We start from the raw sequence: 26,663 nt of genomic DNA, 5'->3' as shown, positions 1-26,663 counted from the left end.
CGTTTTGTGGTACTGCGATCATAGGTTGCAGTTGAGGATAGGGGGTAAAATCCCATGCTGTTTCGCTGTGCGTTGGTCGCGCTGGGTTTTGTGCTGCTGAATGGGATCGCTCAGGCCGGGCAGGTGTCGCCCAGGGCCTTTGGCGAGATGCAGCGGATTTTTCGGCAGGAGGCCAAGATCGATGCCACGGTCCGCGCGCGGTTTTTGAACGCGACCGTTCCGTCTGCGAAAGAGCTCCTGACCCCAGAGGAATACAGCATCTACCAGGCTGCGCTGTGGTACGCCGAATGGTCCATGGCCCAGAAGGTTGTCCTCAAGGCTCTGAAAGAAAGAATGCCGGAACTGGCGAAGCTGTTCCCCAGCCAGTCGCTGCTCCCGACTGAAGAGCTTTGGCAAATCGGTGTTTCTGTACAATTCAACGAGATCCGCGATGCCCTCCGGGTGTCGTCTCTGGGATCGTCTCTCTACGACGTAAAAAAGGCGGGCTTTCTGGATCGGGTTCTCGTGTCCGTCGGTTTTGGCGATGAATCGGCGCCCTCAAGCGTTGTTGAGCATCAAATCAACCTTTCGGATCTTGAAAGCAGCGCAACGAAAGAAGCGAGCGAAGTCGGCATGATCGGGCTCGCGCGCTATCTGCTCGACCGGCACGAAGGTTACCCGGATGAATGGTTCGCCTATGTGAAGGAGTTCCCGTTCTATCTGCTGCTGCGCTCGCAGATCGTGGCTGAGCGACGGGGAAATCCGGGCAATCGACCGCCCGACTTCGATGCGCTGGTTGCAGAGGCCCGCGAGGCTGCCGGGCCGGATGGTGTGAAGCTGGTCGAGGAAAAGGTCGACGACACGGTGCCACGCCGGTTTTACCGCCCGCTCTTTCGCGAACGCCTTCGCGCCGAGGGACGTCCGGCGGCGGACATCGTGCTTTTTCCGCCGGGCTACAAGACGTTTGTCGAGTGGGACAGCGATGAGGCGGACACCTTGTCACCTGATGTGCCGGCGGACGAGAACCCGGTGATCCCGAATGGGTATCAGCGCGTCGACAAAATGCCCGGCAACGGCTTGAACACGCTTGAGGCGGAGTAGACCGGTGGTTGAGTAGCGATTCCTTGCTGGGCTCGGCTCAGTTCCCCGACAGTTTACTCACGCTCCCACGTCATCCTCTGGTCGAGCCGGAGGATGGCGTTGGTGGCCGGGCCGGGCCCCCGTCAAAAATACGCATGGCAAACGGTCCTGAGATGGCAACAGGTCCCGGATCAGAGTCGCCTTAGGCAGGATGCGCGCTGGTCTAGCGCTCGCGGCGGGCCATGAAGGCGAGGCGCTCGAACAGCATCACGTCCTGCTCGTTCTTCAACAGGGCGCCGTGCAGCGGCGGGATTGCCTTTTTCGGATCGGTCTGGCGCAGCGTCGTCTCGTCGATGTCCTCGTTGAGCAGCAGCTTGATCCAGTCGAGCAGTTCCGAGGTCGACGGCTTCTTCTTCAGGCCGGCGACATCGCGCACGTCGTAGAAGATGCCGAGCGCTTCCTGCAGCAGCCGCTTCTTCAGGCCGGGGAAGTGAACCTCGACGATGTCGGCCATGGTCTCGGCATCGGGGAACTTGATGTAGTGGAAGAAGCAGCGGCGCAGGAAGGCGTCCGGCAGCTCCTTCTCGTTGTTCGAGGTGATGATGACGATCGGCCGGCGCTCGGCGCGGATCGTTTCGCCGGTCTCGTAGATGTGGAACTCCATGCGGTCGAGTTCCTGCAAGAGGTCGTTGGGGAACTCGATGTCGGCCTTGTCGATCTCGTCGATGAGGAGGACCGGGCGCTCCTCTGCGGTGAAGGCATCCCACAGGCGGCCGCGGCGGATGTAGTTGCGGATGTCCTTGACGCGCTCATCGCCGAGCTGGCTGTCGCGCAGGCGCGAGACGGCGTCATATTCGTAAAGGCCCTGGATCGCCTTCGTCGTCGACTTGATGTGCCACTCGATCAGCGGCGCGCCGATCGCCTTGGCGATCTCGGCGGCGAGCACGGTCTTGCCGGTGCCCGGTTCGCCCTTGATCAGCAAGGGGCGTTCCAGCGCGATCGCGGCATTGACGGCAATGCGCATGTCCTCGCTGGCGACGTAATCGGCGGTTCCCTCGAAACGCATGACCTGCTCCGGTTGGTTGATCTCTTGCCGATGATCTAGCGCAGATCGAGCGAAAGCGAAATCCCGTCCGGTATCGGCAAATTTTGCCGCCGGGGCGGGTGGAATCTGCCGGAAACTGCCTTTCCTGAACTCCTTAACAAATAGTAAACAATTGTTTTTATTGAGAAAAATTGCGTTTCCGAATTGGCACGCTGCTTGCCATTTCAAGTCCGAACCATCGACCTGCCGCCGGATCGGCATCAAGGGAGTTTAGTATCATGGGTATCTACAGTGCGATCTCGACCGCGGTCAGCGGACTTCGTGCACAGTCTTCCGCCCTCGAGCACATCTCGGGCAACATCGCGAACTCGCAGACCATCGGCTACAAGCGCACCGAGACGAATTTCGTCGACCTGATCCCGGATGCGGCGCCGACGCGCCAGGCAGCCGGCGTGGTGCTGGCTTCGTCGCGCGCCACCAACGAGGTGCAGGGCAATATCGAGAGCTCCGATACCGACACCTACATGGCGGTGAACGGCGACGGCTTCTTCGTCGTCTCGGAAAAGGTCGGGACGGCGGACAGCCTGCCGGTGTTCGCCGATACCGATCTCTACACCCGCCGCGGCGACTTCAAGCTCGACAAGGACGGCTATCTGGTCAACGGCGCGGGCTACTATCTGCAGGGCCTTGCGGTCGACTCGACAACCGGCAACGTCTCGGGCAGCGTGCCGACGCCGATCCGGATCGACAACGACTTCCTGCCGGCCGAAGCAACCACCCAGATCACCTATCGCGCCAACCTGCCTGCCTCGCCGGCATCTGGCGAGATGGTCCCGGGTGATTTTGCGACCGATCCCACGGCCGGAAACGACGAATATGTCACGGCAGACGACCAGGACACATTCATCGAACAGTCCATCGCCGGCGGTGCGGTGACGGCTTACGACGCCACCGGCAGTTCGGTGAACATCCAGTTCCGCTGGGCACTCACCGACGATTCCACCAACACCTGGAACCTGTTCTATCTTGAGGACTCCGACGCCACGGGCGCTAATGCGATGTGGCGCAACATCGGCACCGACTTTGAGTTCGGAACCGATGGTCAGCTTACCGCGCCTGCCGGCGCGCTGAGCGGCTTGAGCTTCACCGTGGATGGCATGACGCTGAGTGGCCTGACCATGACCGACGGCGATGGCGGTCTGACCCAGTTCGCCGACGTGAATACGGCGAGCGCCGGCGTCACCGAACTGAGCCAAGACGGCTATCCGGCCGGCGAACTGGTCGGCATTTCGGTCTCCGAGACGGGCCGCATCATCTCGACCTATTCGAATGGCCGTCAGCTTGAAATGGCGGAAGTGGTGCTTGCCGGCTTCAACGGCGACGACGCGCTGCGCAAGCGCGATGGCAGCGCCTATCTGGAGACCAACGAATCCGGTCCGCCGATCTACGGCGCTGCCGGCTCCATCGTCGGTGCCGCGACCGAGTCGTCCAACACCGACCTCGCTGACGAATTCTCCAAGCTGATCGTCACGCAGCAGGCCTATACGGCCAACTCGCGGGTGGTCACCACCTCGGACGAGATGTTGCAGGAAGTGCTCAACATCGTTCGTTAGCGCTGAACGAGGGGGCGCATACACCCCCTCAAACTCTTGAACGAACGGGATCGTGAAACCAGGCGCAGATTTTCGATCCCAGCACGAAAAACTTCAACGCGGCGCGCCCGGGACGACAACGAAACGTCCCCGCGCGCCGCAGTCAGCTGACGGAAGGGTGTCATGAGTATCTCGTCGGCCTTGAGCATCGCAATTTCAGGACTGCGCGTTACGCAGCAGCAGGTGGAACTCGCGTCGGGCAACATCGCCAACGCGGATACCGAAGGCTATACGCGCAAGGTCACCTCGACCGAAAACATCGCCATCGACGGCAATCGCTCGCTCGGTGTTCGCCGCGGGGACGTGCAGCGCACACTCGATACCTTCGTGCTGGAGCGCTATCAGGCGAGCCTGTCGAACTCCACGAACGCCAATGTACTGGCCGACTTCCAGGCCCGGCTCGACGCAATGTACGGGGCGCCGGGCGAGATCACCGCGCTCGACACGATTTTCAACGGCTTCACGGCGAGCCTCGAAGCCCTGTCGACGTCGCCGGAAGACATCACGACCCGTGGGGCGGTGCTATCGGATGCGCAGACGCTCGCCGCCCGGCTCAACGCCATGTCGGCCGAGATCCAGAGCATGCGCGTGGAGGCCGAGCGGCAGATTTCTGATAGCGTCGATCAGGTCAACTCGCTGCTGACCTCGATCCAGAACATCAACGCCGACATCATCCGCTTTTCGGCCGGCGACGTGGATCCGGTGCAACTGCTCGACCAGCGCGACCAGATGGTCTCGGAGCTGTCCCAGCTCATGGACATCAATGTCGACGAGGCCGAAAGCAACGGCATCACCATCCACACCGGCAACGGCATCCTGCTGTTCGATGGCAACAGCGCGACGCTGTCCTTCGATGAGGCCGGCACGATTACGCCCTACAGCGAGTGGAGCGATGTCGATTCCGAGCGTCTGGTCGGCACCATCACGCTGGATACGTCGCTCGGCTATTCCATCGATCTGATCGGTCAGAATTCGTTCTCCTCGGGCTCGCTCGCAGCCTATGTGAAGCTGCGCGACGACATTCTGGTCGAGGCACAGGCGCAGCTCGATGAATTCGCCAGCGCGCTGTCGCTCGCCCTGTCAAACCGGACGGAAGAGGGAACTGCAGTTGATACCGGCACTCAGACGGGTTTCGATCTCGATCTGACGGGGCTGCAGGCCGGCAATCCGATCACCTTCGAATATATCGACGTGGTGAGCGGCGACACCGAGACGGTGACGTTCATCCGGGTCGATGATCCGACGCTTCTGCCGCTCGACGACAGCGTGACCGCCAATGCTGGCGACACCGTTTACGGCATCGACTTCTCAGGCGGTCTTGCGACTGCTACCGCCGATATCGGCGCGGCGCTCGGCGCCTCCTTCACCGTTTCCGATCAGGGCGGCAATGTGCTGCGTATTCTCGACGATGGCGGCACCAACGTAACGTCGTCGGCGATGGCGGCGTCGATCACCAACACCGCGCTGAGCGACGAGGGCGTCGCGCTGCCGCTGTTCGTCGATGGCGGCGAGGGTCCGGCCGTTTATACCGATAGCCTCGACGGGCGGGTGCAGAAGACCGGGTATGCGGGCCGCATCGTGGTCAATCCCGACCTCCTTGCCGACAGCTCCAAGCTGGTCGAATACGACACCGTCAACGGCACCTATGCGGGCGATGCGACGCGCCCGACGGCGATGATCGAGGCGCTGACGGAGTCCCAGTTCAGCTATTCCGCCGACAGCGGCATCGGCAGCGGCGCATCGCCATTCTCGGGCAGCGTCTCAGGCTTCCTGCGCGAGGTCATCAACAACCGCAGTTCGGCGACGGCGGCGGCTGACCGCGAAAAGACCACGCAAGAGACGACCACCAACGCGCTGTCGGAAAAACTCGTCGAGAGCAGCAAGGTCGATCTCGACCAGGAACTTTCGGCGCTTATCGAGTTGCAGAACGCCTACGCGGCCAATGCTCGCGTCATGCAGACGGTGCGTGAGATGCTCGACACGCTGATGGCGATCTGAGGAGTACCATCATGACGATATCCTCGTTCAACGGTTATCATTCGGTGATGTCGCTGCGCATCCACAATATGCGCGCACAGTTCACCGATCTGCAGCGCCAGCTCGGCACCGGGCAAAAGGCGGAAACCTTTGGCGGTCTCGGTGTTCAGGCCGGCCTTGATGTCGCGCTGCGCCAGCAGCTCGCCGACGTCAATGCCTGGCAAAGCACGACCGAACATACCGGGCTGCGTCTCGAACTGCTCAACCAGACCTTCGAGCAGATCAGCGCGATCGCGACCGACGCGGCCGAAGGCACCGATCCGAACGCCTTCGACTTGCTGTCGGATGGCCAGACGGCTGGCCAGAACATCGCGATGACGTCGCTCGCCGAACTGTTCGGGCTGATGAACACCGATATCGGCGGGCGCTATCTGATGAGCGGCAAGGCGGTGAACACCAAGCCGGTGGAGGCGCTCGGCGTCGTTCTCAATGGCGACGGCACGCGCGCCGGCTTCCTTCAGGTGCGCGACGAGCGGCTTGAGGCCGATCTTGGCCCGGCAGTCGCCGCCGGAAATCTCGGCCGCATCGATGTGTCGAGCGTTGGCACCACCGTGACCTTTGCCGAGGACGGCGTGCATCCATTCGGGTTCAAGGTGACGGGCGTCAATTCCGGTCTGTCCAATGCGACCGTGACCGGGCCGGCCGGTTCGCCGGCAACCACCGATGTTACCTTCACCGGTGATCCGGTGACGGGCGAAGTGATCCGGGTCTATCTCGACCTGCCCGACGGTACGACGACCGATATCGCCCTGACCGTCGGGGGCTCTGGCGAGCCGGGTACCTTTGCCATTGGCAACACGCCGGCTGATACGGCGGCCAATTTTGAGGCAGCACTTGCCGATGCGTTAGCGGCGGAGGCCGCGACGACGCTACGCTCGGCATCGGGCATGGCCGCAGCGGACGATTTCTTCGGCACGACGGGAGGCGGCGAGCCGCAGCGCGTCGACGGGCCGCCGTTCGATACGGCAACCGCGATGGTATCGGACAGCGCAACGACCGTGGTCTGGTATCGCGGCGACAACACTGCGGAAGATCCGCGGCTCGGAGCGACTGCGCGGATCGACGATTCCGTCACCATTTCCTACGGGCTGCGCGCCAACGAAGAAGCGCTCGTGAATATCGTCAAGGGGCTCGCGGTCTATGGAACGGAGACCTTCACGGCGAATGACGAGACGGACCGAGCCCGCTATTCCGAACTCGCCGACCGCTCCTGGTACGAACTGGCCGAGCAGAGCGGCTCCAATTCGTTGCGCGCGCTCGTGTCGGAATTCGGCACGATTTCCTATTCGGTCGGTACCGCCGAACAGCGGCATGTCGCAGCAGCCGGCACGCTGATCGAAGCGGTGGAAGGGATCGAGTCCTCGAATCTGGAGGAGGTCGCGACCAAACTGCTGCAGCTCGAAACGTTGCTTGAGGCGAACTACACGACGATGTCGAAACTGGCCGAGATGTCGCTCACCAATTACATCTAGATTCAAGGTTCGCGCCGGCAGTTTCGGCCGGCACCACACCTGGAAATGCAAAAACGGCCGCCGGGATTTCCCGACGGCCGTTTTGGTGTCTGTCGTGGGTCGCGCGGCTGTTACTTCGGCGCGCTCTCGCTGGCGACCGAATTGCGCAGGCCTTCAGCGAGCGAGCGGTTGATCTGTACCAGCACGCCGAGACGTTCGGGGCCGGCTTCCTTGTCGGTGAGGATATTCACCGTGCGGGTGAAGATGAACACGGCGAGATTGGCGATGTTCTGCTTGACCGGCTGGGGAAGCGGATTGTCGGGCGAGGTCGCCGACGTCGAGAGAATGGTCCACAGGCGCCGGTTGAAGGTCAGCGCCTCGTCAAGCATGTCCTGACGGCTGTCCCAGTTATCCTTCACCACCTGGATCTTGCGAGCCGCCTTCAGCAGCAGGCTGGCTTCCAGTTCCCGCGGGCTGACTGTCGTGCGTTCCGTGTTCTGATACGTCTGGGTTGCCAGATTGTACATGACCGATCAACTTCCTCTCGTACTCGATCAGCTTTTTTGCTTCTTTAAGAGCTTTGTAAAGTGAATTACTTAAGATGTTATTACTTATTTCGTTCACATAAGGAATGGTGCTGGGCGCTGCAGTAATAATATCGTTGACAAGTTGAAAAAAATCTTTGTGAATTTTGCTCGGATCACTCGATAAGTACATTAATTGTACGGCGAGATAGACTCGCTTCGCAGGAGTGTCGGCCGTTTCTGGAGTGAGAACGTCTTTTTCGCGCAGAATGGGCGCGTTGCCTTCGATGAAGAGCCGTGTCCGCTGGTGATCATTGGTGATCACCGACTCGCCGATGATGATCCGCTCGCCCGGTTTGAGTTCGACCTTGAGAGCCATCTGGCGGATCTCCGAGAGGCAGTTGACCGGCACGCCGGCCGGCAAAAAGGACGCGATCGGCCCGGCGAAGACGACGTGCGTCTGCTTCGGGCATCGCTTCGTTCAGTTTGCGCTTTTACGCTTACCGAATGGTTAATTCAGGGTGGGCGGGCCGCCGATCTGCCGTGGCCAAAAAAAACGGCGGGGCCATGGCCCCGCCGAAATTTCGATCGCGTCTTGCGAGGCGATTAGAACAGACGAAGCACCGCCTGGTCGGCCTGCGAAGCAAGCGACAGTGCCGAAGTCGACAGCTGCTGCCGGGTCTGCAGGGCCAGCATGTTGGCGCCTTCCTCGTTCGAGTCGGCCAGAACCAGATTGTCCGCACCCGTCTGCAGGGTGTTGATCATCGAGTTGGTGAAGTCCTCGCGGATTTTCACCGTGTTCAGGTTCGAACCGAACGTCGCAGCGGTCGAGCGCAACGTGCTGAGAGCCGTGGTCAGGCTGTCGAGCAGGGTGTCGGACTCGGTGCTGTCGAGGGTCGACGCGCTCGAGATGGCGAGACCCGACGAGGTCAGGTCGGCACCGGCAACTGTCAGCTCCGACTTGTTGGAGTCGCGCTTTTCGTTGAACGCCACCTTCAGGCTCGCGGTCGCCGAGTTGATCAGGTTGATGCCGTTGTAGGAGGCATCAGCCGCCAGCTCGTCGATCTGCTGGAGGATGTCGTTGAACTGCGAAACCAGATCGGAGTTGTCAGCCGTCGAGCTGTCAGCCGCGTAGTTGGTTACCGACAGTGCGGCAGCGTCACCGGCGGCGGTGCCGAAGTCGACATTGTAGTCGGTGCCACCCGGATCGGTCGGATCGTTGTTGGCCGTGTTGGTCGTGTCCGTACCGTCGACGTCAAGCACTTCGGTGAAGCCGAGCCCTGCGAAAGGCGCGTAGCTTGACAGGTCAGCCGTGGCAGTCGCGTCGATGTCGGTCGGAACCGCGGTAACCGTATCCGTCGTGTTGGTGTCGGTGTCCGGGGTGCCGTCGGCATCCGTGATGGTCAGGTTCAGCGAAGAATTGCCGTTGGCGGTGATGTTGAGGCGGCCGTCACTGGTGACTTCAGCGGTCGCAACGCCGGAAGCGTTGATCGAGTCGATGATGTCGGAGACCGTCTCATTCGCCGGCGTGGCGCCAACGGTGTAGGTGAAGTTGGACGTGGTGCCGTTGGAATCGGTCGCGGTGAGCGAAAGAGTGTCACCGTTCGCGAAGCCAAGTGTCCCCAGATCCTGGTTCAGAGCGCGCGCCTTGGTGGTGCTGCCCGTGGAACCGCTCGTGTCGATGCTGAACGCGCCCTGAATCTGCGTCGAGGTTTCGGACGTGTTGTTCTGCTGAGCCTGGGTAACGGTCGACTTGGCGCTTTCAACGAGCTTGGTGATCGCCGAAATGCCGTTGTCGGCAGCTTCGATGGTCTTAATGCCGTTGTTGATGCCGTCCAACAGGCTCGAGAGGTCGTTGGCACGTGCCGACAGGCTCTGCGAGGTGAAGAAGTTGGTCGGGTTATCGAGGGCCGAGTTGACCTTCTTGCCGGTGGCCAGACGGTTCTGCGTGGTCGCCATCAGATCAGCGGTGTTCTGGAGCGAGAGCAGGTTCTGGCGAACGCCGGCGGAGAGAGTGATATCAGACATTACTTTGGATCCTTCCTGGTCCTAAACGCTGTTACGAGCGCCTCTTTCTGAGACGTCGGGGCGAATCTGACATGGGAGTTCCTAATCGTTGGTAAAATTCGACGGTAAAAAGCCCGCTTTCTCGACGAATGAAAATGAGGGTAAACAGAGGGTTGCAGTATTTTGGCTGCAAATCGAAATGTTCAATTTTCGGAAATACGTGGATAGGCGGTCGAAGTCTGAGGCGCGCTTCCCGTGCGGCACATTGATGGTTGCCTTGGGGGAATCGATTATCCGGGCCCATCGCGAAAAATATGGTTAACGCGGTGTTAACCGCAGTTTGATCTTTTGTGTTCACGAGAACCAATCGGGTGAAAAGACCATGGCGATGCCGAATAAAAGTCGTGCTGAGCGGCGGCGCGAAGAGAAGCTGAGCAAAAAGCAGGCGAAGGACGCCAAATCTCCTGCCGGGAGAAAGCGGGTCGAAAATCCGGTTCATGCCGAAGTCGTCGAGCGGCTCAGGCAAATCGAGAAGATCCGGCAGACTGGTGAGGTTGCCGCGGCGTTGCAGGCGTGCCAGCAGCTCTATTCGGCACACCCTGACAAGGTTGAAGTTCTCTTTGCCGCCGGAGCGCTCAATCTTGAGCTCGAGCGTTACGAAGGCGCCTATGGTTTTCTCAAGCGGGTTGTGGAACTCGCTCCGGAGCGGGGAGATTTCTGGCTCCGTTTCTCCTCGTGTCTCTATGGGATGAGGCAATTGGAGGCAGCCCGCATTGCCGCCATGAATGCCGTGCAACGGATGCCGAGGGATCTGAACGCCCTGTATTTCCTCGGCAACGTCTGTCGGGACACCGACGACAATGAGAATGCTCTGCTCGCGTTCAATGCCATTCTGGAACTGAAGCCGGGTGACCTGAGGGCGATGTTCGGCAAGGCGCGCTCGCTGATGGTGCTCGGTCGGATCGATGAAGCGGAAGATTTGCTTCTGGCAGTTGTCGACAAGGATCCGATGTATTTTTCTGCCTATCAGAATCTGCTGCGAAACAAGTCCACGAAAATCGACATCGAGAAGGTCCGCGAGCTCGGCCTTGGTTATATCCGCGATCACTCGTTGAGCGACGACGGGCTCATATCGATTTATTTTACGCTCGCCTATATTGAGGATCGCGAGAAGAATTACGATCAGGCCTTCCAGTATTACCTGAAAGCGAACGCCATCAAGTTCGGCCACAATTCGTTCGATCCAACTAGGTTTAGCGACAAGGTAAACCGCCTGATCGAGGGGTTTTCCGCGGAAGCGGTGGCTGAACTGGCTGGCGGCGGTTCGATGAGCGATGCGCCGATCTTCATTGTCGGCATGCCGCGTTCGGGCACCACGTTGACCGAGCAGATTCTATCGAGCCATTCGAAAGTTCACGGCGCCGGCGAGCTTCGCAAGGTTTCTCTCATAGTCAAGGAGCTGACCCGCGTAGCCCTGCATGGCTTTACGTATCCCCTCGATATGCATCGTTTCGACCACAACGCCCTTCGCGAACTCGGCGAACAGTATCTCGATGTCGCCATGCGCAATGCGCACGAGGGCGCTGAGCGTGTCGTCGACAAGATGCCGGGCAATATTGTCCACCTCGGTCTGATCGCAACTATGTTTCCGAATGCTACGCTCATTCATTGCATGCGCGATCCGATGGATACCGCCGTGTCCTGCTTCATGCAGAATTTCAAGGAAGAGCTAAGCTTTGCCTCCGACCTTGCGTCGCTCGGCTACTACTACCGCGAATCCCTGCGGCTGATGGATCACTGGAAGAAGATCTTCCCGGGGCGGATCATGGAAGTCCGCTACGAGGAGACCGTTGCCGATCAGGAGGCGATGAGCCGCAAGCTGATCGCCCATGCGGGGCTTGAGTGGGAAGATCAGTGCCTGGAGTTCCACAAGACGGAGCGCAGCGTGCAGACCGCGAGCCTGTGGCAGGTGCGTCAGCCGATCTACAAGACGTCGGTCGAGAGATGGCGCCGCTACGAGAAGCATCTCGGGCCGCTGATCGATGCGCTCAACGGCAAAGAGCCCGAGACGGCGTAATCCGTTTCAGGTCAAGGCAAGCGGTGCAGGTCGTTCGCGGCTCGCGGCCGCGTGACGAATTTATGGGTATGTCGCGGCATCAGCCGGTGACGGGGATGGCCGTTGTGTCGGGTGTGCGGATACGTGCGATCGTTTGGCGGTCGCGCCTGGCTCCTGTTCACATATCCCGCAGCTCTCAGGCCACCTCGTCGACGGCTTCCGCACGGCCTTCCTCAGCAACGTGCTGATTGGCAACCGTTTCCATGGATTCCACATAGGCCCGCAGCTTCAGCATGCTGTCGTCGGGGACCTGTGTCACCACTTCGCCGGACTGCGTGTCGACCGCACGATAGACGTAGCTGTCGGTCGAAGGATCGACGTCGACACGGCGGTCGAGATCCAGCGACGCGGTTGCCTTGTCGGCATTGCGATCATGTTCGCGCCCACGCTCAGCGGCATGGCTTTCCGCCGACGACTGCGTCGGGCGGACTGTGGCTTCTTCCGGAAGGTCGGTCTTGGCGACGGCATCGCGCACCTCGGGTTGGCGCGGCGCCATGTAGGCCGTGAACGTCGGAAGGGGTCTAACTGCTCCGGTATCCATCTGCCCTCTCCTTGGGCAATCTGTTGACACATATTCTAGGTGTGGATCGCCCGATTGACCTGACAATCCAACCCTACCTTACGGGTCCCGGATGAATCCTCGTTTAAGAAACAAGGTAAATTTCGATCGATTTCTTTGCGGCTACTGCGTCAACCATAAACAGTGCAGAGTCGTCGATTCATGGCGACTCGCAACTACTTAAGTAAAGTTGCGGCGAAAACGCTCCGGCTACTCGCACCCGACTTTCCGGGGGGGCATGCAAAAAAAAGACGCGCCGGCCGGGGGCCGACGCGTCACGCAAAAGAAAAGCCGAAGATATCCGTTGGTCAGAACGTGCCGTCGAGGCTGATGCCGCGGGCCATCGGGCCGCTCGGGGCCATCGAGCCGTTGCTGCCGTAGTTCTGCGGCTGGCCCTTGGCGCCGAGCTTGCGGGCAACCGAATGCACCAGATCCTGCGAGACCTGGCGGGCGGTGGCGAGCACGGCGAGGTTGATCTGCAAAAGCGCGCGGAATTCTTCGTGACGGCGGCGCAGGGCATCGACCTGGGCCGGAGCGAAGCGGCCGAGCGCCAGCGAGTTCTGCCGCATCTTCTCGACGTCGGCGAGATAGCGTTCGGCCAGCTCGCTCTTGCTCGGGTGCATGTCGTTGGCCGCGAACAGCTTGCCGGCGCGGATCAGCGCCGTTTCCTGTTCGATCGCGTCGATCAACGCATCCATGGTGGCCGCCATGTCGGCGCACAGCGCGCGGGCGTCTTCAGGGGTTGCGACAAGGACGTCGGCGGTCTGAACGCTGACCGGGTGCGGGATCATTGTGCGCTTCCTTCCTGAAGGGCGATCAACTGGCGGGTGATGTCGTCGGCAAGGCCGATGCCGCCGGACGCGGCGATGGTGCGGGCCTGCTCCTCGACCAGCATGCCGCGCCAGGTGGATTCCGCGCCGCTGCCGCCGAAGGCATCGTCGGCGTCGCTTTCCGGCATCATCGAATTGAGCATGGTGGTCAGGAACACGGATTCGAACTCTTCCGCCGTCTGGCGGGCATGTTCGAGCGTGGCCGGATTGAGCGTCTTGCCGGTGCCGGAATAGCTGTTGAGGCCGGCCAGCGCCGGGGCGGAGAGGAGGGCGTCGCTCATCACATCACCTCGATTTCGGCCTGCAGAGCGCCGGCGGCCTTGACCGCCTGCAGAATGGCGATCATGTCGCGCGGGCCGATGCCGAGCGCGTTCAGCCCGTCGACCAGTTCCTGCAGGGTCACGCCTTCGCGCACCACGGCGAGCTTCTTGCCGTTCTCGTCGTCGACCTTGACGTCGGTGCGCGGCACGATGGTGGTCTGGCCGGCGGACAGCGCTTCGGGCTGGCTGACCTGCGGCGATTCCGAAATCATCACGGTCAGATTGCCCTGGGCGACGGCGACAGTGCTGACGCGCACGTCGCGGCCAATGACGATGATGCCGGACTGCTCGTCGATGACGACCTTGGCGGGCAGATCGGGCTCGACCAGGAGCTGTTCGATATCAGTCAGCAGATCGACGATGTTGCCGTCGAAGTCGCGCGGCATATGCAGTCGGACGGTGGCCGGGTCGGTCGGCTCGGCGACGGGGCGGCCCATCAGATCGTTGACGGCGAGCGCGATGCGCCGGGCAGTGGTCAGATCAGGATTGCGTAGCGCGAGGCGGACGGACGCCATCGAGGCGAGCTGGAACTTGATCTCACGTTCAACAAGGGCGCCGTTGGCGATGCGCCCGGAAGTCGGCACACCGCGGGTCACGGATGCCGCGTCGCCATTTGCCGAAAAGCCGGCGATCGCGACCGGCCCTTGGGCAATCGCGTAGACTTCGCCATCGGCGCCGAGCAGCGGGGTGACCAACAAGGTGCCACCCTGCAGGCTCTTGGCGTCGCCGAGCGCGCTGACGGTCAGGTCGATGCGGGTACCCTGTGTGGAAAAGGCCGGCAGGTTCGCGGTCACCATGACGGCGGCAACGTTTGCCGTGCGCATGTCGATGCCGCGGGTGTTGACGCCGAGGCGTTCGAGCATCGCCTGAAGGCTCTGCTTGGTGAAGGGCGCGTTGTTGAGCGAGTCGCCGGTGCCCTGCAGACCGACCACGAGGCCGTAACCGATCAACTGGTTCTCACGCACCCCCTCGATGTCCGCGATGTCCTTGATGCGGGACGCCGCGGCTGCTTCGCCGACGATGAGGACGGCGGCAAGGATGCCGAGGAGGGATTTGACGAAAAGGCGAGGCCGCATGGGTGCATGATCCGGATTAACGCGTGTGCAGCGCGCGATGCGAACGCCGTGCCAATTCGGATGATTTTATATCTTATTGTTTTGCTTGGATATTTCTGTGACAGGAGGTGTGACAGCGCGTGGCGGACTCGGAATCTGCGCGGCAAAACCAGCCTGACCCGGCAAGATTTGCCGCCCCGTTAACACTTCGTTTACCAAACCGGCAAATGCTCGTGGCATTATCGCATCGCGATCCGGCAGCTTGGACATCATGCGCGTCAACGGACCCATCAGACCGAACAACACCAGCACTGCAGGCGCCGCCCGGCGCGGCGGCAGCGGCTCCTCGTTTTCGCCGATCACCAGCGAGGCGAAGCCGCAGGCGCAGACGGTCTCGAGCACGGCGCCGCTTTATGGCATCGAGGCGATCCTTGCGTTGCAGGAGGTCGGCAGCAGCACGGAAGGCAAGCGCCGGGCGATCAAACGCGGCCATTCGCTGCTCGACATTCTCGAAGAGATGAAGATCGGTCTGATCGATGGCACCCTTTCGGATGCGTTGCTCGACCGTCTGGTCACGATGCTGCAGAACCACGAGCCGTCGGGAGACTCGGAAATCGACGCGGTGGTCGCGGAAATCGAATTGCGGGCGAGCGTCGAGCTGGCCAAACGGGGCCGTACGCTGCCGTAGCGTGACCTCCGTTTCCGCGCGAGTTTTTCAAAATCTCAATTCAATCAACGATGTTAATTCCGATAAGCGGAATGTCGGCGATGCTGTGGGCGTTCGTGGAAAATTCATCCGTCGAAAGTTGTATCCCACGAACTCCGTCGCTATATTCCCGCCCGACTGATTGACCGGTGTCGAGGGTCGGAATGACTGCAGTTGTTGATGAGGACTATCGCCCTTCCGAGGACGAGACGTTTATGAGCGATCGTCAGCGGGAGTATTTCCGTGCCAAGCTGATCGCTTGGAAGGATGACATTCTGCGGGAGAGTCAGGAGACTCTGCAGAACCTGCAGAAGGAAAACGAAAACCACGCCGACATCGCCGATCGGGCGTCGTCGGAGACGGACCGTTCGATCGAATTGCGGGCTCGCGATCGTCAGCGCAAGCTGATCGCCAAGATCGATGCGGCACTGAAGCGGATCGAAGACGGGTCCTACGGCTATTGCGAGGAAACCGGCGAGCCGATTTCCCTGAAGCGGCTCGATGCCCGTCCGATCGCAACCCTGTCGATCGAGGCGCAGGAGCGGCACGAACGCCGCGAGCGGATCTACCGCGACGACTAAGGGCGCGGCTTCAGAACCTTTACGCACTCAGCAAAACAAAAAAGGCGGCTTCCTCTGGAAGCCGCCTTTTCATTTCCCGCGCCGTTGGGGAACGGCGGGGGAAGGGGGTGGCACGGCCCGCTTGGGGAGTGAAACCGTGCCGGACCGTTCTGGCTTGGGGAGCTGTCGAACGGTCTTGGGGAGTGCGTAGTTCGCCTGGCGCCGCGCCGTCGGGGCGGCGGTGAGGAGGGGCATCCGGGCCGGATTGCCCGGATGAAGGTTCGGTGGGGTTTCGGTCTAGAAGGGCATCACGATATCGAGCACCTGTTGACCGTAGCGGGGTTGCTGGACATCGGTGATCTGGCCGCGGCCGCCATAGGAGATGCGGGCTTCGGCGATCTTGTCCGACTCGATGGTGTTCTGGGCGTTGATATCTTCCGGCCGGACGACACCGGCGATGATGAGTTCGCGCACTTCGAAATTGACCCGCACCTCTTGGCGGCCCTCGATCACCAGATTGCCGTTCGGCAGCACCTGGGTGACGACGGCGGCGACATTGGTTTCCAGTTTTTCAGACCGGTCGACCGAGCCGGAACCCTTGTGAGAGTTGTCGGAGTTCAGGTCGACGGCGGCGCTGGACGAAACGCCGCCCGGCAGGATCGTCTTGTCGAGCAGGTGACCGAACACGCCGTCGGCGCCCATGTTCTCGGTTGCCGAGCGGGTCCGTTCGGTGGTGTTGTCGAACTCGGCCTTGTCGGAGATCTCGACCTTGACGGTGAGAATGTCGCCGACGCGCTGGGCGCGCTGGTCCTTGAAGAAGGCGCGGGCGCCCGACCGCCACAGCGAGTTCGAATTGTAGTGCACCGGGGTCGGCTGCGGCATCGGCATCTGCACCGGCTGATAGCCGGGCATGGCCTGCGGGTTCTCGATCGGGCTGAGCGAAGGTTCCTTGCCGACATTCTTCAGCCGGTCGGCGGCGCCGCACCCGGTTAGGGCTGCAGCGGTGGCCGCAACGAGGATCAGGGTTGTCAGCCGGTTCATCGGCTCGCCTCCGAGAGTTTGATAACGCTTTGCTGGCCGGTGATGATCTGAACCTTGCCACGCGCGATGACACTGCCGCGCACGATGCGGCGGGATTGACTGTTGAGAACGTTGACCATGTCGCCTTCGGCGCCGGATTCGAGCGCCTGGCCACGGGCGGTCAGGGTGAGGCCCGGCACCTGGTAGACGACGGTCACGGCTTCGCCACGGCGCACGAGGAGCGGCTGGGCGAGGTCGCTCTTGCCGATCGGCTGACCAGGGCGCAGCGAGCGGCGCGGCGCCATGCCGATAACCTCTTCCAGCGTCATGGCGTTGCGCTCGTCGACCTGACCGCGAGCGAGGCGGATGATTTCCAGGTCGCCACGGCTGATGACGGCGTCCTTGGCGAGCGAACGCTGCGGTACCACGACGTCGACCATTTCGAGCGCGGTTCCGCTGACACTGAAGCGGCGCTCGTGGCTACCCCGGTCGATGATGACGACGCCGTTGAAGCGGCCGCTGGTGCGCGACCAATCCAGCGAGGATAGCCGCACGGGATCGACCGCGCCGGCATCCGCGTCGACCAGTTCGGGCAGGCGCGTATAGGTGACCGAAACCGTGTTCGGCGCCTTGATCGCCAGCCGGTCGCCGATTGCCCTGGAGATCAGCGCGGTGATCTGATCGGGGGTGACGGCGATGCTCGCCCGCGTGACGACGACTTCGCGAACGCCGCCGGTGGTACCGTTGGCGAGACCCGCTGCATGAGCGGCGTCGAGCACCGACCAGGCGTCGACGGTGCCGACTTCGCCGAGATCGGGCGGGCGGAACAGCGGCGTGTCGGCGAGCCGGCCCGGATTGGTGAAGAAGTCGCCGATGGTGACGACATCGCCGCGCACGGTGACGGCCGGACGCAGCGTCGGGCGACCGAGCTCTTCGGCCGATGCGCTGTGCTTGACGGCGACCACGAAGGCGGCGGCGCAGGCGACGACCAGCGTCAGACGTAGGATCGCGGCGGTGAGCGGGCGGAGGGCGAGGTGTGTCATTTCCGTTACCGCAAGTTGGCCGTGGCCGACAGCATCTCGTCGGCGCCCTTGATGACGCGGGCGTTCATCTCGTAGGCGCGCTGTGCGGCGATCAGGTCGGCGATTTCGGTCACCGCGTTGACGTTGGCGAGTTCGAGATGGGACTGCAGCAGCGTGCCGTAGCCTTCCTCGCCGGCGGTCGCCACCTGGGCCGGGCCGCTCGACGAGGTCTCGAGGAAGAGGTTGTCGCCGATGGCGTCAAGGCCGCCCTTGTTGACGAAACGGGCAAGCTGGAGCTGGCCAAGCGTGGTCGGTTCGGATGCCGTGCCGATGATCGCCTGAACGGTGCCGTACTGGTTGATGGTCAGGTTCGAGGCATTGTCGGGAATGGTGATTCCGGGCTCGATGGTGTAGCCGTCCGACGTGACCAGGGTGCCATTGGCGTCGCGCTCGAACGAGCCGTCGCGGCTGTAGGCGGTTCGGCCGTCGGGCAGCTGGACGACGAAGAAGCCTTCGCCGCGGATCGCGACGTCGAGTTCGTTCTCGGTCGAGTTGACGTTGCCCTGCGACATCACGCGGGGTGTTGCGACGGTGCGCACGCCGGAGCCGATCTGGACGCCGCTCGGCACCATGGTGCCGGCCTGCGAGGTGACCGAACCCATGCGCCGCTGGCTCGAATAGAGCAGGTCGTGGAATTCGGCGCGCTGCCGCTTGAAACCGGTGGTGCGCATGTTGGCGATGTTGTTCGAGATGACCTCGACGTTCAGTTCCTGCGCCATCATGCCGGTCGCGGCGGAATACAGTGCTTTCATGGTCTAGGCTCCTTGGTCCGGCGGCTACCGTCAGGCTTCCAGCCGGCCGAGATCGGAAATCGCCTGCTGACGCAGGTCGTCGGTTTCCTTTTGCATTTTGGCAATCGACTCGTAGGCGCGGGTGATGTCGATCAGTCGGGTGATCTCGACAACGCCGCTGACGTTCGATTTCTCCAGCGATCCCTGAACCACGCGCGCGGCGGTGGCGGCTTGCGGGTTGTCGCCTTTGAACAAATTGTCGCCGGCTGCTTCGAGCACATCGTTGTCGGCGAATTCGACGATGCGGATGCGGCCGCGCACGCCATTATTGGTCGAGACGGTGCCGTCGGCGGCGATCGCGATGTCGCTGTCGCTGGAGGTGAAGGTGATCGGGCCGCCTTCGCCAAGCACCCGCTTGCCGGCCTGGTCGACCAGTTCGCCGTTGGCGTTGATGCCGAGCGAGCCGTTGCGGGTGTAGCGTTCGCCCTGCGGCGTCTCGATGGCGAACCAGCCGTCGCCGTTGAGCGCGACGTCGAGCGGGTTGCCGGTCTGCACTGTCGCGCCGGCGGCGAAGTCGTAGGACGAGCCGAAATCGTGGACGAAGGACAGCCGGGTGTTGCTGGGCTGGAAGCTGTTCGCCCGCGCAACCGGCATCATGTATTCCTCGAAGCCGAGCTTCTGGCCCTTGAAGCCATTGGTGTTGATGTTGGCGACATTGTTCGCCAACACGTCCATCTGGCGGCGCAAGACCAACTGGCGCGACAAGCCGATAAGCTGCGCGTTTTCCATCGCAGGTTAACTCCCCAAGCTCCCCAATCGGACGGCACAATCTCCCCAGATCGGCCGTCGGGTTTTGGATTGCATGAGGCGTGCCAAAAATAAAAACTAATGAAAACAGATAGATGGTATTTCTGCGTGGCCGCCTTGGGCAGCTTGTGCCGGCAAAAACGGCCCCGCAGGAAATTCTTGCCGGGTGTTAACTATTAAGGCTTTGGAAACCATTCGTTAACCAATCGTTCATTAGATACATACGGGGATTCTGGGGAGCTGTAAGCCGCATGGCGGCGGAGAATCGTCCATGGCAGACGAAGCTGAAGAAACAACCGAAGGCCAGGAAGGCGAAGAGCAACAGGGTTCTTCCAAGAAGAAGCTGATCCTGTTCGGGCTCATCGGCCTCTTGCTGCTTGGCGGCGGCGGAGGTGCTGCTGCCTATTTCCTTGGCTTGTTCGGTGGTGGAGACGAAGTTGCGACGGCCGACGGCGCACCGCCCCCGCCGCCGCCGGCGTTCTTCTACGATCTGCCCGAGATCACGGTGAACCTGAAGACCATCGACGACAAGGAAGTGTTCCTGAAGCTGAAGGTGGCTCTGGAACTGTCCGACGAAGACATGGTCAAGCAGGTCGAGCCTTACATGCCGCGCATCCTCGATGCGTTCCAGTTCTATCTGCACGAGGTGCGCAGCACCGACCTGGAAGGGTCTGCCGGCCTGTTCCGGCTCAAGGAAGAACTGCACCGGCGCATCAATGTGGCGATCTACCCGGCCAAGGTCGGCGACGTGCTGTTCAAGGAAGTCCTGGTTCAATAGGGCGTGGAAACGGAAATGGCTGAACCCGATCCGATGGAAGAGATGGCTGCAGGCGGCGGCGAGGAGTTCGAAGAGGACGATCTCGCGGCTGCGTGGGGTGCTGCTCTTGAAGAACAGGGTGCCGGTAGCGCCGACGACATGGCTGCCCATTGGGCGGCGATGATCGACGACAATGACGCCGATTCCGAGAATTCCAAGCGCGGGGCCGACCGCGTCCTCAACCAGGAAGAGATCGACAATCTCCTCGGCTTCAATATCGAGAGCCAGATCGCCGGCGAGCAGAGCGGTATCCGCTCGCTGATCAACTCGGCGATGGTTTCCTACGAGCGTCTGCCGATGCTCGAAATCGTCTTCGACCGGCTGGTCCGCCTGTCGACGACGAGCCTGCGCAATTTCACCTCCGACAACGTCGAGGTGTCGCTCGACTCGATCCGTTCGGTGCGTTTCGGCGAATATCTCAATTCGATCCCGCTGCCGGCCATCCTTGCTGTTTTCAAGGCCGAGGAATGGGACAATTTCGGCCTGATCGCGGTCGAATCCGGGCTGATCTACTCGATGATCGACGTGCTGCTCGGCGGTGGCCGCGGCGTGCCGGCGATCCGCGTCGAAGGCCGCCCCTACACGACGATCGAAACCAATCTGGTAAGGCGGATGATCGAGATCATCCTCGAAGACGCCGAACACGCCTTCAAGCCGTTGTCGGAAGTGCATCTGACGCTCGACCGGCTGGAAACCAATCCGCGCTTCGCCGCGATCGCCCGTCCGGCCAACGCGGCCATCCTGGTCGAGCTGCGCATCGACATGGAAGATCGCGGCGGCCGCATCGAGATCCTGCTTCCCTACGCGACCATCGAGCCGATCCGTGACCTGCTGCTGCAGATGTTCATGGGCGAGCGTTTCGGGCGCGACCCGATCTGGGAAAGCCATCTGGCAACCGAAATCTATTCCGCCGACATCGCTGTCGACGCGGTTCTCTACGAGGCCAATCTGCCGGTCTCGCAGGTCGTTGACCTGAAAGTTGGGCAGACACTCGTGTTCGACGTGGGTCCCGAAGACCCGGTCACCATCAAATGCGGCAACGTCACCCTCAGTGAGGGGTGGATGGGGCGGATGGATGACTGGGTTTCGGTGCGCGTCGCGCGCGGATTGCGGAAACCGCGGACGACGTTGGCGGTCTTCGAGGGGGCCATGCAGCAGGAGGCTGAGAAATGAGCACGCTGTCTCTAGGTTTTATTGTCGAAGGGTTGGTTACGGTTCTGCTGGTGCTGACGATCGGCTACTGCATCATTCTCAATCGCCGGCTGAAGGGTCTGCATGCCGATGAGGAAGTCCTCAAGGCGACGATTTCGGAACTGCTGACGGCGACCGAGATCGCCGAGCGGGCGATCGTCGGGCTGAAGGCGACGGCGTCGGAATGCGACCGTACGCTCGGTCAGCGTTTTGCTGAAGCCGAGAAGATGTCGGCCGAAATCGATGCGCGCCTGTCCGATGGCGAGGCGGTCTTGAAGCGGATTTCCGAAATCGCCCAGGCGGCGCGGCCGGCGACCCGCGAACAGGTCGCGCGGCGCGAGCATGTCGCGGCGAATACGGATCGCGGCGAGACGACGCTCGGTCTGCGCGAAGAGGTTGAAGTGGCCACGGCGCGGCTGCGCGAACTGCGGGCACAGAAAGAAGGTCGGGCAGCGTGATGCGGTTGCGGCTCCTTCCCATCGTTATCATGGCCGGCGGCGTGCTGGCCGTCCTCAAGACGATCGGCCTGGTGTTCGACGGCGGGTATATCCTGTTGCCGGACGCGGCGATCGCGCAGGAACAGCCGGCCGACACTGCGGCTGACGGTAAGGAAGCCGCCGCTGCTGATGGCAAGCCGGCCGAGGCCGGTGCGGAAGGTGCCGACAAGACGGCGGCTGCCGCGACCGAATCCGACGAGCCGAAGCGGAGCGGGTCGGTGATCGACCTCAACGCCGGTTCGAAATCGGAGAAGGCCGTGCTCGAGCGGCTCGGCGATCGCCGCAAGATGCTCGAAAAACGCCAGGACGAACTCGATCTGCGTGAGCAGTTGCTGAAGGCGGCGGAGGCGCGGCTGGAAAAGCGCATCGCCGAATTGAAGACGCTGGAAACCAAGATCGGTACGGCGGTCGAGAAGAAGGAAAAGGAAAAGGCGGCCAAGCTTGCCGATCTCGTCAAGATGTACGAGTCGATGAAAGCAAAGTCGGCGGCCCGCGTCTTCGACCGCCTCGACATCGGAGTCCTGTTGCCGATCGCCAAGCAGATGAGCCCGCGCAAACTTGCCGACGTGATGGCGCGCATGTCGCCGGAAGCCGCGGAACGGCTGACGGTCGCGCTCGCCAATATCGAGACGAAGACGGCGATGGAAGATCCCGCGCGCGGCGCGTTGCCCAAGATCGAAGGGCGCAAGACGAACTGAGTGGCCGGCCGGCCGTTGGCATCTGACCCGGCTGGAACGACTGGCTTTCGCAATATCCCGGCAAGTAACAGCCTATTAAACTGGTCGGTCTAGTCTGCGATCGACCGGAGAGTTGAAGGATGAGCAGGCGAAGGAAGGCCCGTCCCGTACCCCACCTGGGGGTGATCCGCGCGTCGATGGCGCGCGCGATGACGGTTGTCTTCCTGTCATTGCTGGTTCTGGCGCTTCCCATTGCCGCCGACAAGGCGGCTGCCGAGCCGGCGCCCGCCAATGTCGCGGTGAGTGTGGAACCCGGCTTCGGGCGTATCGTCCTGACCTTCAAGGGTCGGGCATTGCTGCCGAAATACACCTCGAAAACAGCCAATGGCGTGCTCGTCGTCGCTTTCGAGGAGCCGGTCGCAGCGCAGGTCGACCAGGCGCCGATCACCTTGCCGGACTACATTTCCATTGCCCGCTCCGACCCCGATGGCAGCGCCCTGCGGCTTGCATTGAAGCGCGGTGTCCGGGTCAATTTGATGGATGCCGGCGAAAAGCTGTTCATCGACCTTTTGCCGGCGCGGTGGGCGGGCAATCCGCCGCCGCTCCCCGCGGACGTCATCGCCGAACTGGCGCAGCGCGCCAAGGAAGCGCTGGAACGCGCGGAGGCGGCCGAACATCTGCGTCAGGCCAAGGAAGACAAGGCGACCCTCGTCTTTCATGCTGCCGAAGCGCCGACCTTCACCCGGCTGACCTTCGAGTGGGACAAACCGTTCGGCGCGAAATTCGCCCGTGACGGCAAGACCATTACCATCGATTTCGACCGTTTCGCCGATATCGATCTGTCGCTTGTGCGGGCACAGCCGCCGCGCGGTCTCGTCGAGGTCGCGGCGCGGGAAACGGGAAAGGGCCTTTCCGTCGATCTCACCGTTGGTCCGGAAACCGGTATACGGGCCTTCCGTGAGGAAGGCTCTTACGTTGTCGACCTGACCGGTGTCTCCGATCTGCCGCTCAATCCGGCGGCCGAAGCGGTGAAGCAGGCGCTCCGTCCGCAGGGTGCGCCGGCCGACGAGATCATTATTCCGCCGACGAACTCGGGCACACCGCAGACAGCCGGTGGCGATACGGGCGCAAACAGCCAAAACACGAAGACCACCAAGCTGCCGCCGATGCCGGCTGCGCTGGGCGGTCCTGGCGAACAGGCCGATGCCGGCGCGGAGCCGGCGCCCGAGAATGTTGCACAGGCGCCGGAGGCCGAGGCGGAGAGTGAGAATGCTCCGGCACAGAAGTCCGCGTTGCCGCCGCCGCCTTATCTTTCGACCAACCCGGAAGCTCTTCCGGTGGTGCGTGAGCGCAAGGGCAATTTCATCCGCGTCGAAGCGCGCCGGATCGGCAATACGGTGCGGATGACGTTCCCGTTCCCCGAACCGGTCGCGGCGGCGACGTTCCGGCGCGGCAAACATTTGTGGATGGTGTTCGACACGCCGGTGCCGATGGATACCCGCGCCATTCGAACCGCGCTCGGACCGCAGGCGCTTGATCTGTCGGTCTCACGTTCGGGCGGGGCACAGGCGTTGCGGATCGAACTCAAGGATCCGCTGCTGACCACGATCGGGATCGATGGCAATGCCTGGCTCGTGACCATCGGCGACATCGTCCTCGAACCGTCGCGGCCGCTGCAGATTGCACGTAGCGTTTCGAGCACCGGCGGCGCCATCCTGAAGATCCCATTCCCGCAGGCAGGTCAGGTTCATAAGCTCGACGACCCGGTCGTTGGCGACCGCATCCATGTCGTTACCGGCTACGGTCCGGCACGCGGCCTGTTCAAGCCGCATCGCTTCGTCGATCTCGCGACGTTGCCGTCGGCGCATGGCGTGGCGCTTGTCGGGTTTGCCGACGACCTCGTCGTTTCGGCGGAGGACGATGCCATCGAGGTCGGGCGCGGGCGCGGCCTCACCCTGTCGAGCAACGATTTCGAGAATAGCCTCGGTTCGCTGGTCGCACTCCAGATGGAGGGGCGGGAAGTCGAACCCGAGAGCATGCTCGAGATTTCCGTCCACCGCCTCAACCCGATCGAATACCGCCATCGCCTGAACCAGTTGCAGGAGGCGATCGTCGATGCCTCGGAGAAGGAACGCAATCAGCGCCGGCTCGATTTGGCGCGCTTCTTTCTTGCGGAGCGGATGCCGTATGAATCGCTTGCCGTGCTCAAGGCGGTCCTGAACGCCGATCCGAAGAGAGAGCTCGATCCGTCCTTTTCGGTGCTGCTGGGGGCGGCCGAAACGCTTGTCGACCGGCCAAAGGACGCGCATGCACACCTGTTCAAGCAGGCGCTCGACAAAAACCCGGATGCGGCTTTCTGGCGGACCATCGCCGCGGTCAAGTCGGGCGACTGGAAGACGGCGCGGGAAACCGCGCCGCTTTCGCAATCGGTGTTCGGCGGCTATCCCATCGACCTGCAGAACGAATTCACGCTCGCGGCGACGAAAAGCGCCATCGAGCTGAACGATTTCGGCGCGGCCGATGAATACCTTGCCGAATTGCTCCCCGAACACCTCGATCCGACCCACCTTGGCCGTTACGATGTCCTGCGCGGTCGTGTTGCCGATGCGTCGGGCCGGGTCGACGAGGCGCTGGCGTTGTATGACCGGGTCGGCAAGGGAACCTTCAACGCCGATGCGGCGGAAGCCCAGTATCGCGCGCTTCGCATCCGTCATCGCGAGGGGAAGCTCGACGCCAAGGAGGCCTCGGACGCTCTCGAGAAGCTGGCAATCCGCTGGCGTGGCGACGAGGTCGAACTGCAGGTGCTGCGTTTCCTGGCACAGGCAAGCGCGGAGAACGGCAACTACCGCCGTGCTTTCGAGGCTATGAAGACGGCGATCATCGCTGCCCCCGACGCCGAGACGTCGCGGCTTGTGCAGGACGAGATGTCGGCGGTGTTCGCGTCGCTGTTCCTCGATCACAAGGCCGACGACATGTCGCCGATCAACGCGCTGACGCTCTACTATGATTTCCGCGAGTTGACCCCGATCGGCCGGCGCGGTGACGAGATGGTGCGCGATCTGGCGGAACGCCTGATCGATGTCGACCTGCTCGATCAGGCGGCCGAATTGCTGCAGCATCAGGTCGACAACCGGCTCAAGGGCGTGGCGCGCGCACAGATCGCCGCCGATCTCGGCCTTGTCTATCTGCTCGACCGCAAGCCGGAACGGGCACTCGGTGTGCTCAGCCGGACCCGTCAGGCGCGTCTTCCGGGGCCGCTCGACCGGCAGCGCCGGGTTGTCGAGGCCCGCGCTCTTGCTGCCACCAAACGGGTCAATCGCGCGCTCGATCTGATCGCGTCGCTACAAGGGCCGGACATCGAGCGGTTGCGCGCCGATATCATGTGGGATGCTGGCCACTGGCGCGAGGCGGGCGAACAGCTTGAGGCCATGCAGGGGCAGCGCTGGGCCGATCCGGCGCCGTTCAGCGAGCAGGAACGGATCGATGTTCTGCGCGCCGCCATTGCCTATTCGCAGGCCGACGATCAACTGAGCCTCGACCGTCTGCGCTCGAAGTTCTCGACCAAGCTCGCCGACAGCGAGCACGCTCATGCCTTTGATGTGGTGACGCGGCCGATCGAGGATGGCGGCAGCACGGTCGAGTTTGCCGAGATCGCCAGCAAGATCGCGTCGATCGACACGCTTGAAGGGTTCCTTGAGGAATACCGCAAGCATTACATGAAGCATGAGCACGACGAATTGCCGGGGGCTGCGAAGGATGCGGTCAGCAAGGCCGATGAAGCACCAGCTGGTGACGCTCCCGCTGAGCAAGCGGCCGAGGGTGTCGATGCCGCGGCAGCCGACGCGCCGGCGAAGCCCGATCCAGCCGCCTCCTGATCGCGAGATTTCCCGCTTACCTTCGCCTCCGATGAGCCGTGATCC

24 protein-coding genes are annotated in these 26,663 nt (G+C 62.2%); 12 read left to right on the top strand and 12 right to left on the bottom strand.

Going from position 1 to position 26,663, the window contains the following annotated elements; all coding sequences use genetic code 11:
* Positions 1-54: 54 nt before the first annotated feature.
* Positions 55-1,080 (top strand): hypothetical protein, encoded by a 1,026-nt coding sequence (locus C0606_12235; protein PLX37254.1) that lies wholly within the window; start codon positions 55-57, stop codon positions 1,078-1,080.
* Between the two features lie 202 nt (positions 1,081-1,282).
* Here C0606_12235 and C0606_12230 read toward each other — a convergent pair whose 3' ends face one another.
* Positions 1,283-2,125 carry an ATP-binding protein gene (locus tag C0606_12230; protein PLX37253.1) on the bottom strand — a complete coding sequence of 281 codons (843 nt, stop codon included), beginning with the start codon at positions 2,123-2,125 and terminating at the stop codon, positions 1,283-1,285.
* A gap of 257 nt (positions 2,126-2,382) precedes the next feature.
* On the opposite strand from C0606_12230, the gene C0606_12225 reads away from it, so the two are divergent.
* The 3 genes from C0606_12225 (at position 2,383) to C0606_12215 (ending at position 7,265) form a co-directional block, all read left to right on the top strand.
* A complete protein-coding gene (locus C0606_12225) occupies positions 2,383-3,717 on the top strand; it encodes a hypothetical protein (GenBank protein PLX37252.1) in 1,335 nt (444 codons plus the stop codon).
* 162 nt (positions 3,718-3,879) lie between these two features.
* A complete protein-coding gene (gene flgK, locus C0606_12220) occupies positions 3,880-5,754 on the top strand; it encodes a flagellar hook-associated protein FlgK (GenBank protein ID PLX37251.1) in 1,875 nt (624 codons plus the stop codon).
* Positions 5,755-5,765: 11 nt separating this feature from the next.
* Positions 5,766-7,265 carry a hypothetical protein gene (locus C0606_12215; protein PLX37250.1) on the top strand — a complete coding sequence of 500 codons (1,500 nt, stop codon included), beginning with the start codon at positions 5,766-5,768 and terminating at the stop codon, positions 7,263-7,265.
* Between the two features lie 110 nt (positions 7,266-7,375).
* Here the strand turns inward: C0606_12215 and C0606_12210 are convergent, their stop codons facing one another.
* The 3 genes from C0606_12210 to C0606_12200 all read right to left on the bottom strand — a co-directional run bounded on the left by C0606_12210 (position 7,376) and on the right by C0606_12200 (position 9,796).
* Positions 7,376-7,762: a flagellar protein FlaF gene (locus C0606_12210; GenBank protein ID PLX37341.1), complete on the bottom strand. Its 387-nt coding sequence runs from the start codon at positions 7,760-7,762 to the stop codon at positions 7,376-7,378.
* Positions 7,653-8,147: a flagellar biosynthesis repressor FlbT gene (flbT, locus tag C0606_12205; protein ID PLX37249.1), complete on the bottom strand. Its 495-nt coding sequence runs from the start codon at positions 8,145-8,147 to the stop codon at positions 7,653-7,655. Before flbT ends, C0606_12210 begins: the two co-directional genes overlap by 110 nt.
* A gap of 227 nt (positions 8,148-8,374) precedes the next feature.
* Positions 8,375-9,796 (bottom strand): flagellar protein, encoded by a 1,422-nt coding sequence (locus C0606_12200; GenBank protein ID PLX37248.1) that lies wholly within the window; start codon positions 9,794-9,796, stop codon positions 8,375-8,377.
* A 361-nt stretch (positions 9,797-10,157) separates the two neighbouring features.
* On the opposite strand from C0606_12200, the gene C0606_12195 reads away from it, so the two are divergent.
* Positions 10,158-11,852 carry a hypothetical protein gene (locus C0606_12195; protein ID PLX37247.1) on the top strand — a complete coding sequence of 565 codons (1,695 nt, stop codon included), beginning with the start codon at positions 10,158-10,160 and terminating at the stop codon, positions 11,850-11,852.
* 175 nt (positions 11,853-12,027) lie between these two features.
* Here the strand turns inward: C0606_12195 and C0606_12190 are convergent, their stop codons facing one another.
* The 4 genes from C0606_12190 to flgI form a co-directional block, all read right to left on the bottom strand.
* Entirely contained in the window at positions 12,028-12,387 is a 360-nt protein-coding gene (locus C0606_12190) for a hypothetical protein (GenBank protein ID PLX37246.1), read from the bottom strand.
* Between the two features lie 371 nt (positions 12,388-12,758).
* On the bottom strand, positions 12,759-13,241 hold the full coding sequence (locus C0606_12185) for a flagellar protein FlgN (protein PLX37245.1): 483 nt from the start codon (positions 13,239-13,241) through the stop codon (positions 12,759-12,761).
* Positions 13,238-13,561 carry a chemotaxis protein gene (locus tag C0606_12180; GenBank protein PLX37244.1) on the bottom strand — a complete coding sequence of 108 codons (324 nt, stop codon included), beginning with the start codon at positions 13,559-13,561 and terminating at the stop codon, positions 13,238-13,240. The genes C0606_12185 and C0606_12180 overlap by 4 nt, the downstream gene beginning before the upstream one ends.
* Positions 13,561-14,676 (bottom strand): flagellar biosynthesis protein FlgA, encoded by a 1,116-nt coding sequence (flgI, locus tag C0606_12175; GenBank protein PLX37243.1) that lies wholly within the window; start codon positions 14,674-14,676, stop codon positions 13,561-13,563. Before flgI ends, C0606_12180 begins: the two co-directional genes overlap by 1 nt.
* 250 nt (positions 14,677-14,926) lie before the next feature.
* On the opposite strand from flgI, the gene fliX reads away from it, so the two are divergent.
* Both fliX and dksA read left to right on the top strand, forming a co-directional pair.
* Complete coding sequence (gene fliX, locus C0606_12170) at positions 14,927-15,343, top strand: flagellar assembly regulator FliX (protein ID PLX37340.1); 417 nt, start codon at positions 14,927-14,929, stop codon at positions 15,341-15,343.
* Between the two features lie 182 nt (positions 15,344-15,525).
* A complete protein-coding gene (dksA, locus tag C0606_12165) occupies positions 15,526-15,942 on the top strand; it encodes an RNA polymerase-binding protein DksA (protein ID PLX37242.1) in 417 nt (138 codons plus the stop codon).
* Between the two features lie 276 nt (positions 15,943-16,218).
* On the opposite strand, the gene C0606_12160 is transcribed toward dksA, so the two are convergent.
* Genes C0606_12160 through flgF form a run of 4 tightly spaced genes read right to left on the bottom strand, consistent with a single transcriptional unit; the run spans position 16,219 to position 19,543 of the window.
* Positions 16,219-16,962 (bottom strand): flagellar basal body L-ring protein, encoded by a 744-nt coding sequence (locus C0606_12160; protein ID PLX37241.1) that lies wholly within the window; start codon positions 16,960-16,962, stop codon positions 16,219-16,221.
* Positions 16,959-17,984, bottom strand: coding sequence for a flagella basal body P-ring formation protein FlgA (flgA, locus tag C0606_12155; protein PLX37240.1), 1,026 nt, complete (start codon positions 17,982-17,984; stop codon positions 16,959-16,961). Before flgA ends, C0606_12160 begins: the two co-directional genes overlap by 4 nt.
* Before the next feature lie 5 nt (positions 17,985-17,989).
* Positions 17,990-18,775, bottom strand: coding sequence for a flagellar basal-body rod protein FlgG (gene flgG, locus C0606_12150; GenBank protein PLX37239.1), 786 nt, complete (start codon positions 18,773-18,775; stop codon positions 17,990-17,992).
* A gap of 30 nt (positions 18,776-18,805) precedes the next feature.
* The gene (flgF, locus tag C0606_12145; protein PLX37238.1) at positions 18,806-19,543 is read right to left on the bottom strand and encodes a flagellar basal-body rod protein FlgF; all 738 of its coding nucleotides are present in this window, start codon (positions 19,541-19,543) and stop codon (positions 18,806-18,808) included.
* Between the two features lie 289 nt (positions 19,544-19,832).
* On the opposite strand from flgF, the gene fliL reads away from it, so the two are divergent.
* The 5 genes from fliL to C0606_12120 all read left to right on the top strand — a co-directional run bounded on the left by fliL (position 19,833) and on the right by C0606_12120 (position 26,618).
* Complete coding sequence (gene fliL / locus C0606_12140; protein ID PLX37237.1) at positions 19,833-20,339, top strand: flagellar basal body-associated protein FliL; 507 nt, start codon at positions 19,833-19,835, stop codon at positions 20,337-20,339.
* A 15-nt stretch (positions 20,340-20,354) separates the two neighbouring features.
* Positions 20,355-21,551 (top strand): flagellar motor switch protein FliM, encoded by a 1,197-nt coding sequence (locus tag C0606_12135; GenBank protein PLX37236.1) that lies wholly within the window; start codon positions 20,355-20,357, stop codon positions 21,549-21,551.
* Positions 21,548-22,027: a chemotaxis protein gene (locus C0606_12130; GenBank protein ID PLX37235.1), complete on the top strand. Its 480-nt coding sequence runs from the start codon at positions 21,548-21,550 to the stop codon at positions 22,025-22,027. Before C0606_12135 ends, C0606_12130 begins: the two co-directional genes overlap by 4 nt.
* On the top strand, positions 22,027-22,764 hold the full coding sequence (locus C0606_12125; GenBank protein ID PLX37234.1) for a hypothetical protein: 738 nt from the start codon (positions 22,027-22,029) through the stop codon (positions 22,762-22,764). The genes C0606_12130 and C0606_12125 overlap by 1 nt, the downstream gene beginning before the upstream one ends.
* Before the next feature lie 161 nt (positions 22,765-22,925).
* A complete protein-coding gene (locus C0606_12120) occupies positions 22,926-26,618 on the top strand; it encodes a hypothetical protein (protein ID PLX37233.1) in 3,693 nt (1,230 codons plus the stop codon).
* Positions 26,619-26,663 lie beyond the last annotated feature (45 nt).

Source organism: Hyphomicrobiales bacterium (assembly GCA_002869065.1).
In the GTDB taxonomy this organism is placed as follows: Bacteria; Pseudomonadota; Alphaproteobacteria; order Rhizobiales; family Rhodobiaceae; genus Rhodobium.
This window is presented reverse-complemented; position numbering and strand designations above follow the sequence as displayed.

Excerpts from the sequence above, each read along its gene's own strand:
- C0606_12200 (PLX37248.1), bottom strand. The coding sequence starts at position 9,796 with ATGTCTGATATCACTCTCTCCGCCGGCGTTCGCCAGAACCTGCTCTCG.
- C0606_12215 (PLX37250.1), top strand. The coding sequence starts at position 5,766 with ATGACGATATCCTCGTTCAACGGTTATCATTCGGTGATGTCGCTGCGC.
- flgA (PLX37240.1), bottom strand. The coding sequence starts at position 17,984 with ATGACACACCTCGCCCTCCGCCCGCTCACCGCCGCGATCCTACGTCTG.
- flgI (PLX37243.1), bottom strand. The coding sequence starts at position 14,676 with ATGCGGCCTCGCCTTTTCGTCAAATCCCTCCTCGGCATCCTTGCCGCC.
- C0606_12185 (PLX37245.1), bottom strand. The coding sequence starts at position 13,241 with ATGATCCCGCACCCGGTCAGCGTTCAGACCGCCGACGTCCTTGTCGCA.
- flgG (PLX37239.1), bottom strand. The coding sequence starts at position 18,775 with ATGAAAGCACTGTATTCCGCCGCGACCGGCATGATGGCGCAGGAACTG.
- flgK (PLX37251.1), top strand. The coding sequence starts at position 3,880 with ATGAGTATCTCGTCGGCCTTGAGCATCGCAATTTCAGGACTGCGCGTT.
- C0606_12135 (PLX37236.1), top strand. The coding sequence starts at position 20,355 with ATGGCTGAACCCGATCCGATGGAAGAGATGGCTGCAGGCGGCGGCGAG.
- flgF (PLX37238.1), bottom strand. The coding sequence starts at position 19,543 with ATGGAAAACGCGCAGCTTATCGGCTTGTCGCGCCAGTTGGTCTTGCGC.
- fliX (PLX37340.1), top strand. The coding sequence starts at position 14,927 with ATGCGCGTCAACGGACCCATCAGACCGAACAACACCAGCACTGCAGGC.
- C0606_12190 (PLX37246.1), bottom strand. The coding sequence starts at position 12,387 with ATGGCGCCGCGCCAACCCGAGGTGCGCGATGCCGTCGCCAAGACCGAC.
- C0606_12130 (PLX37235.1), top strand. The coding sequence starts at position 21,548 with ATGAGCACGCTGTCTCTAGGTTTTATTGTCGAAGGGTTGGTTACGGTT.
- fliL (PLX37237.1), top strand. The coding sequence starts at position 19,833 with ATGGCAGACGAAGCTGAAGAAACAACCGAAGGCCAGGAAGGCGAAGAG.
- C0606_12180 (PLX37244.1), bottom strand. The coding sequence starts at position 13,561 with ATGAGCGACGCCCTCCTCTCCGCCCCGGCGCTGGCCGGCCTCAACAGC.
- flbT (PLX37249.1), bottom strand. The coding sequence starts at position 8,147 with ATGGCTCTCAAGGTCGAACTCAAACCGGGCGAGCGGATCATCATCGGC.
- C0606_12230 (PLX37253.1), bottom strand. The coding sequence starts at position 2,125 with ATGCGTTTCGAGGGAACCGCCGATTACGTCGCCAGCGAGGACATGCGC.
- C0606_12125 (PLX37234.1), top strand. The coding sequence starts at position 22,027 with ATGCGGTTGCGGCTCCTTCCCATCGTTATCATGGCCGGCGGCGTGCTG.
- C0606_12160 (PLX37241.1), bottom strand. The coding sequence starts at position 16,962 with ATGAACCGGCTGACAACCCTGATCCTCGTTGCGGCCACCGCTGCAGCC.
- C0606_12225 (PLX37252.1), top strand. The coding sequence starts at position 2,383 with ATGGGTATCTACAGTGCGATCTCGACCGCGGTCAGCGGACTTCGTGCA.
- C0606_12195 (PLX37247.1), top strand. The coding sequence starts at position 10,158 with ATGGCGATGCCGAATAAAAGTCGTGCTGAGCGGCGGCGCGAAGAGAAG.
- C0606_12235 (PLX37254.1), top strand. The coding sequence starts at position 55 with ATGCTGTTTCGCTGTGCGTTGGTCGCGCTGGGTTTTGTGCTGCTGAAT.
- dksA (PLX37242.1), top strand. The coding sequence starts at position 15,526 with ATGACTGCAGTTGTTGATGAGGACTATCGCCCTTCCGAGGACGAGACG.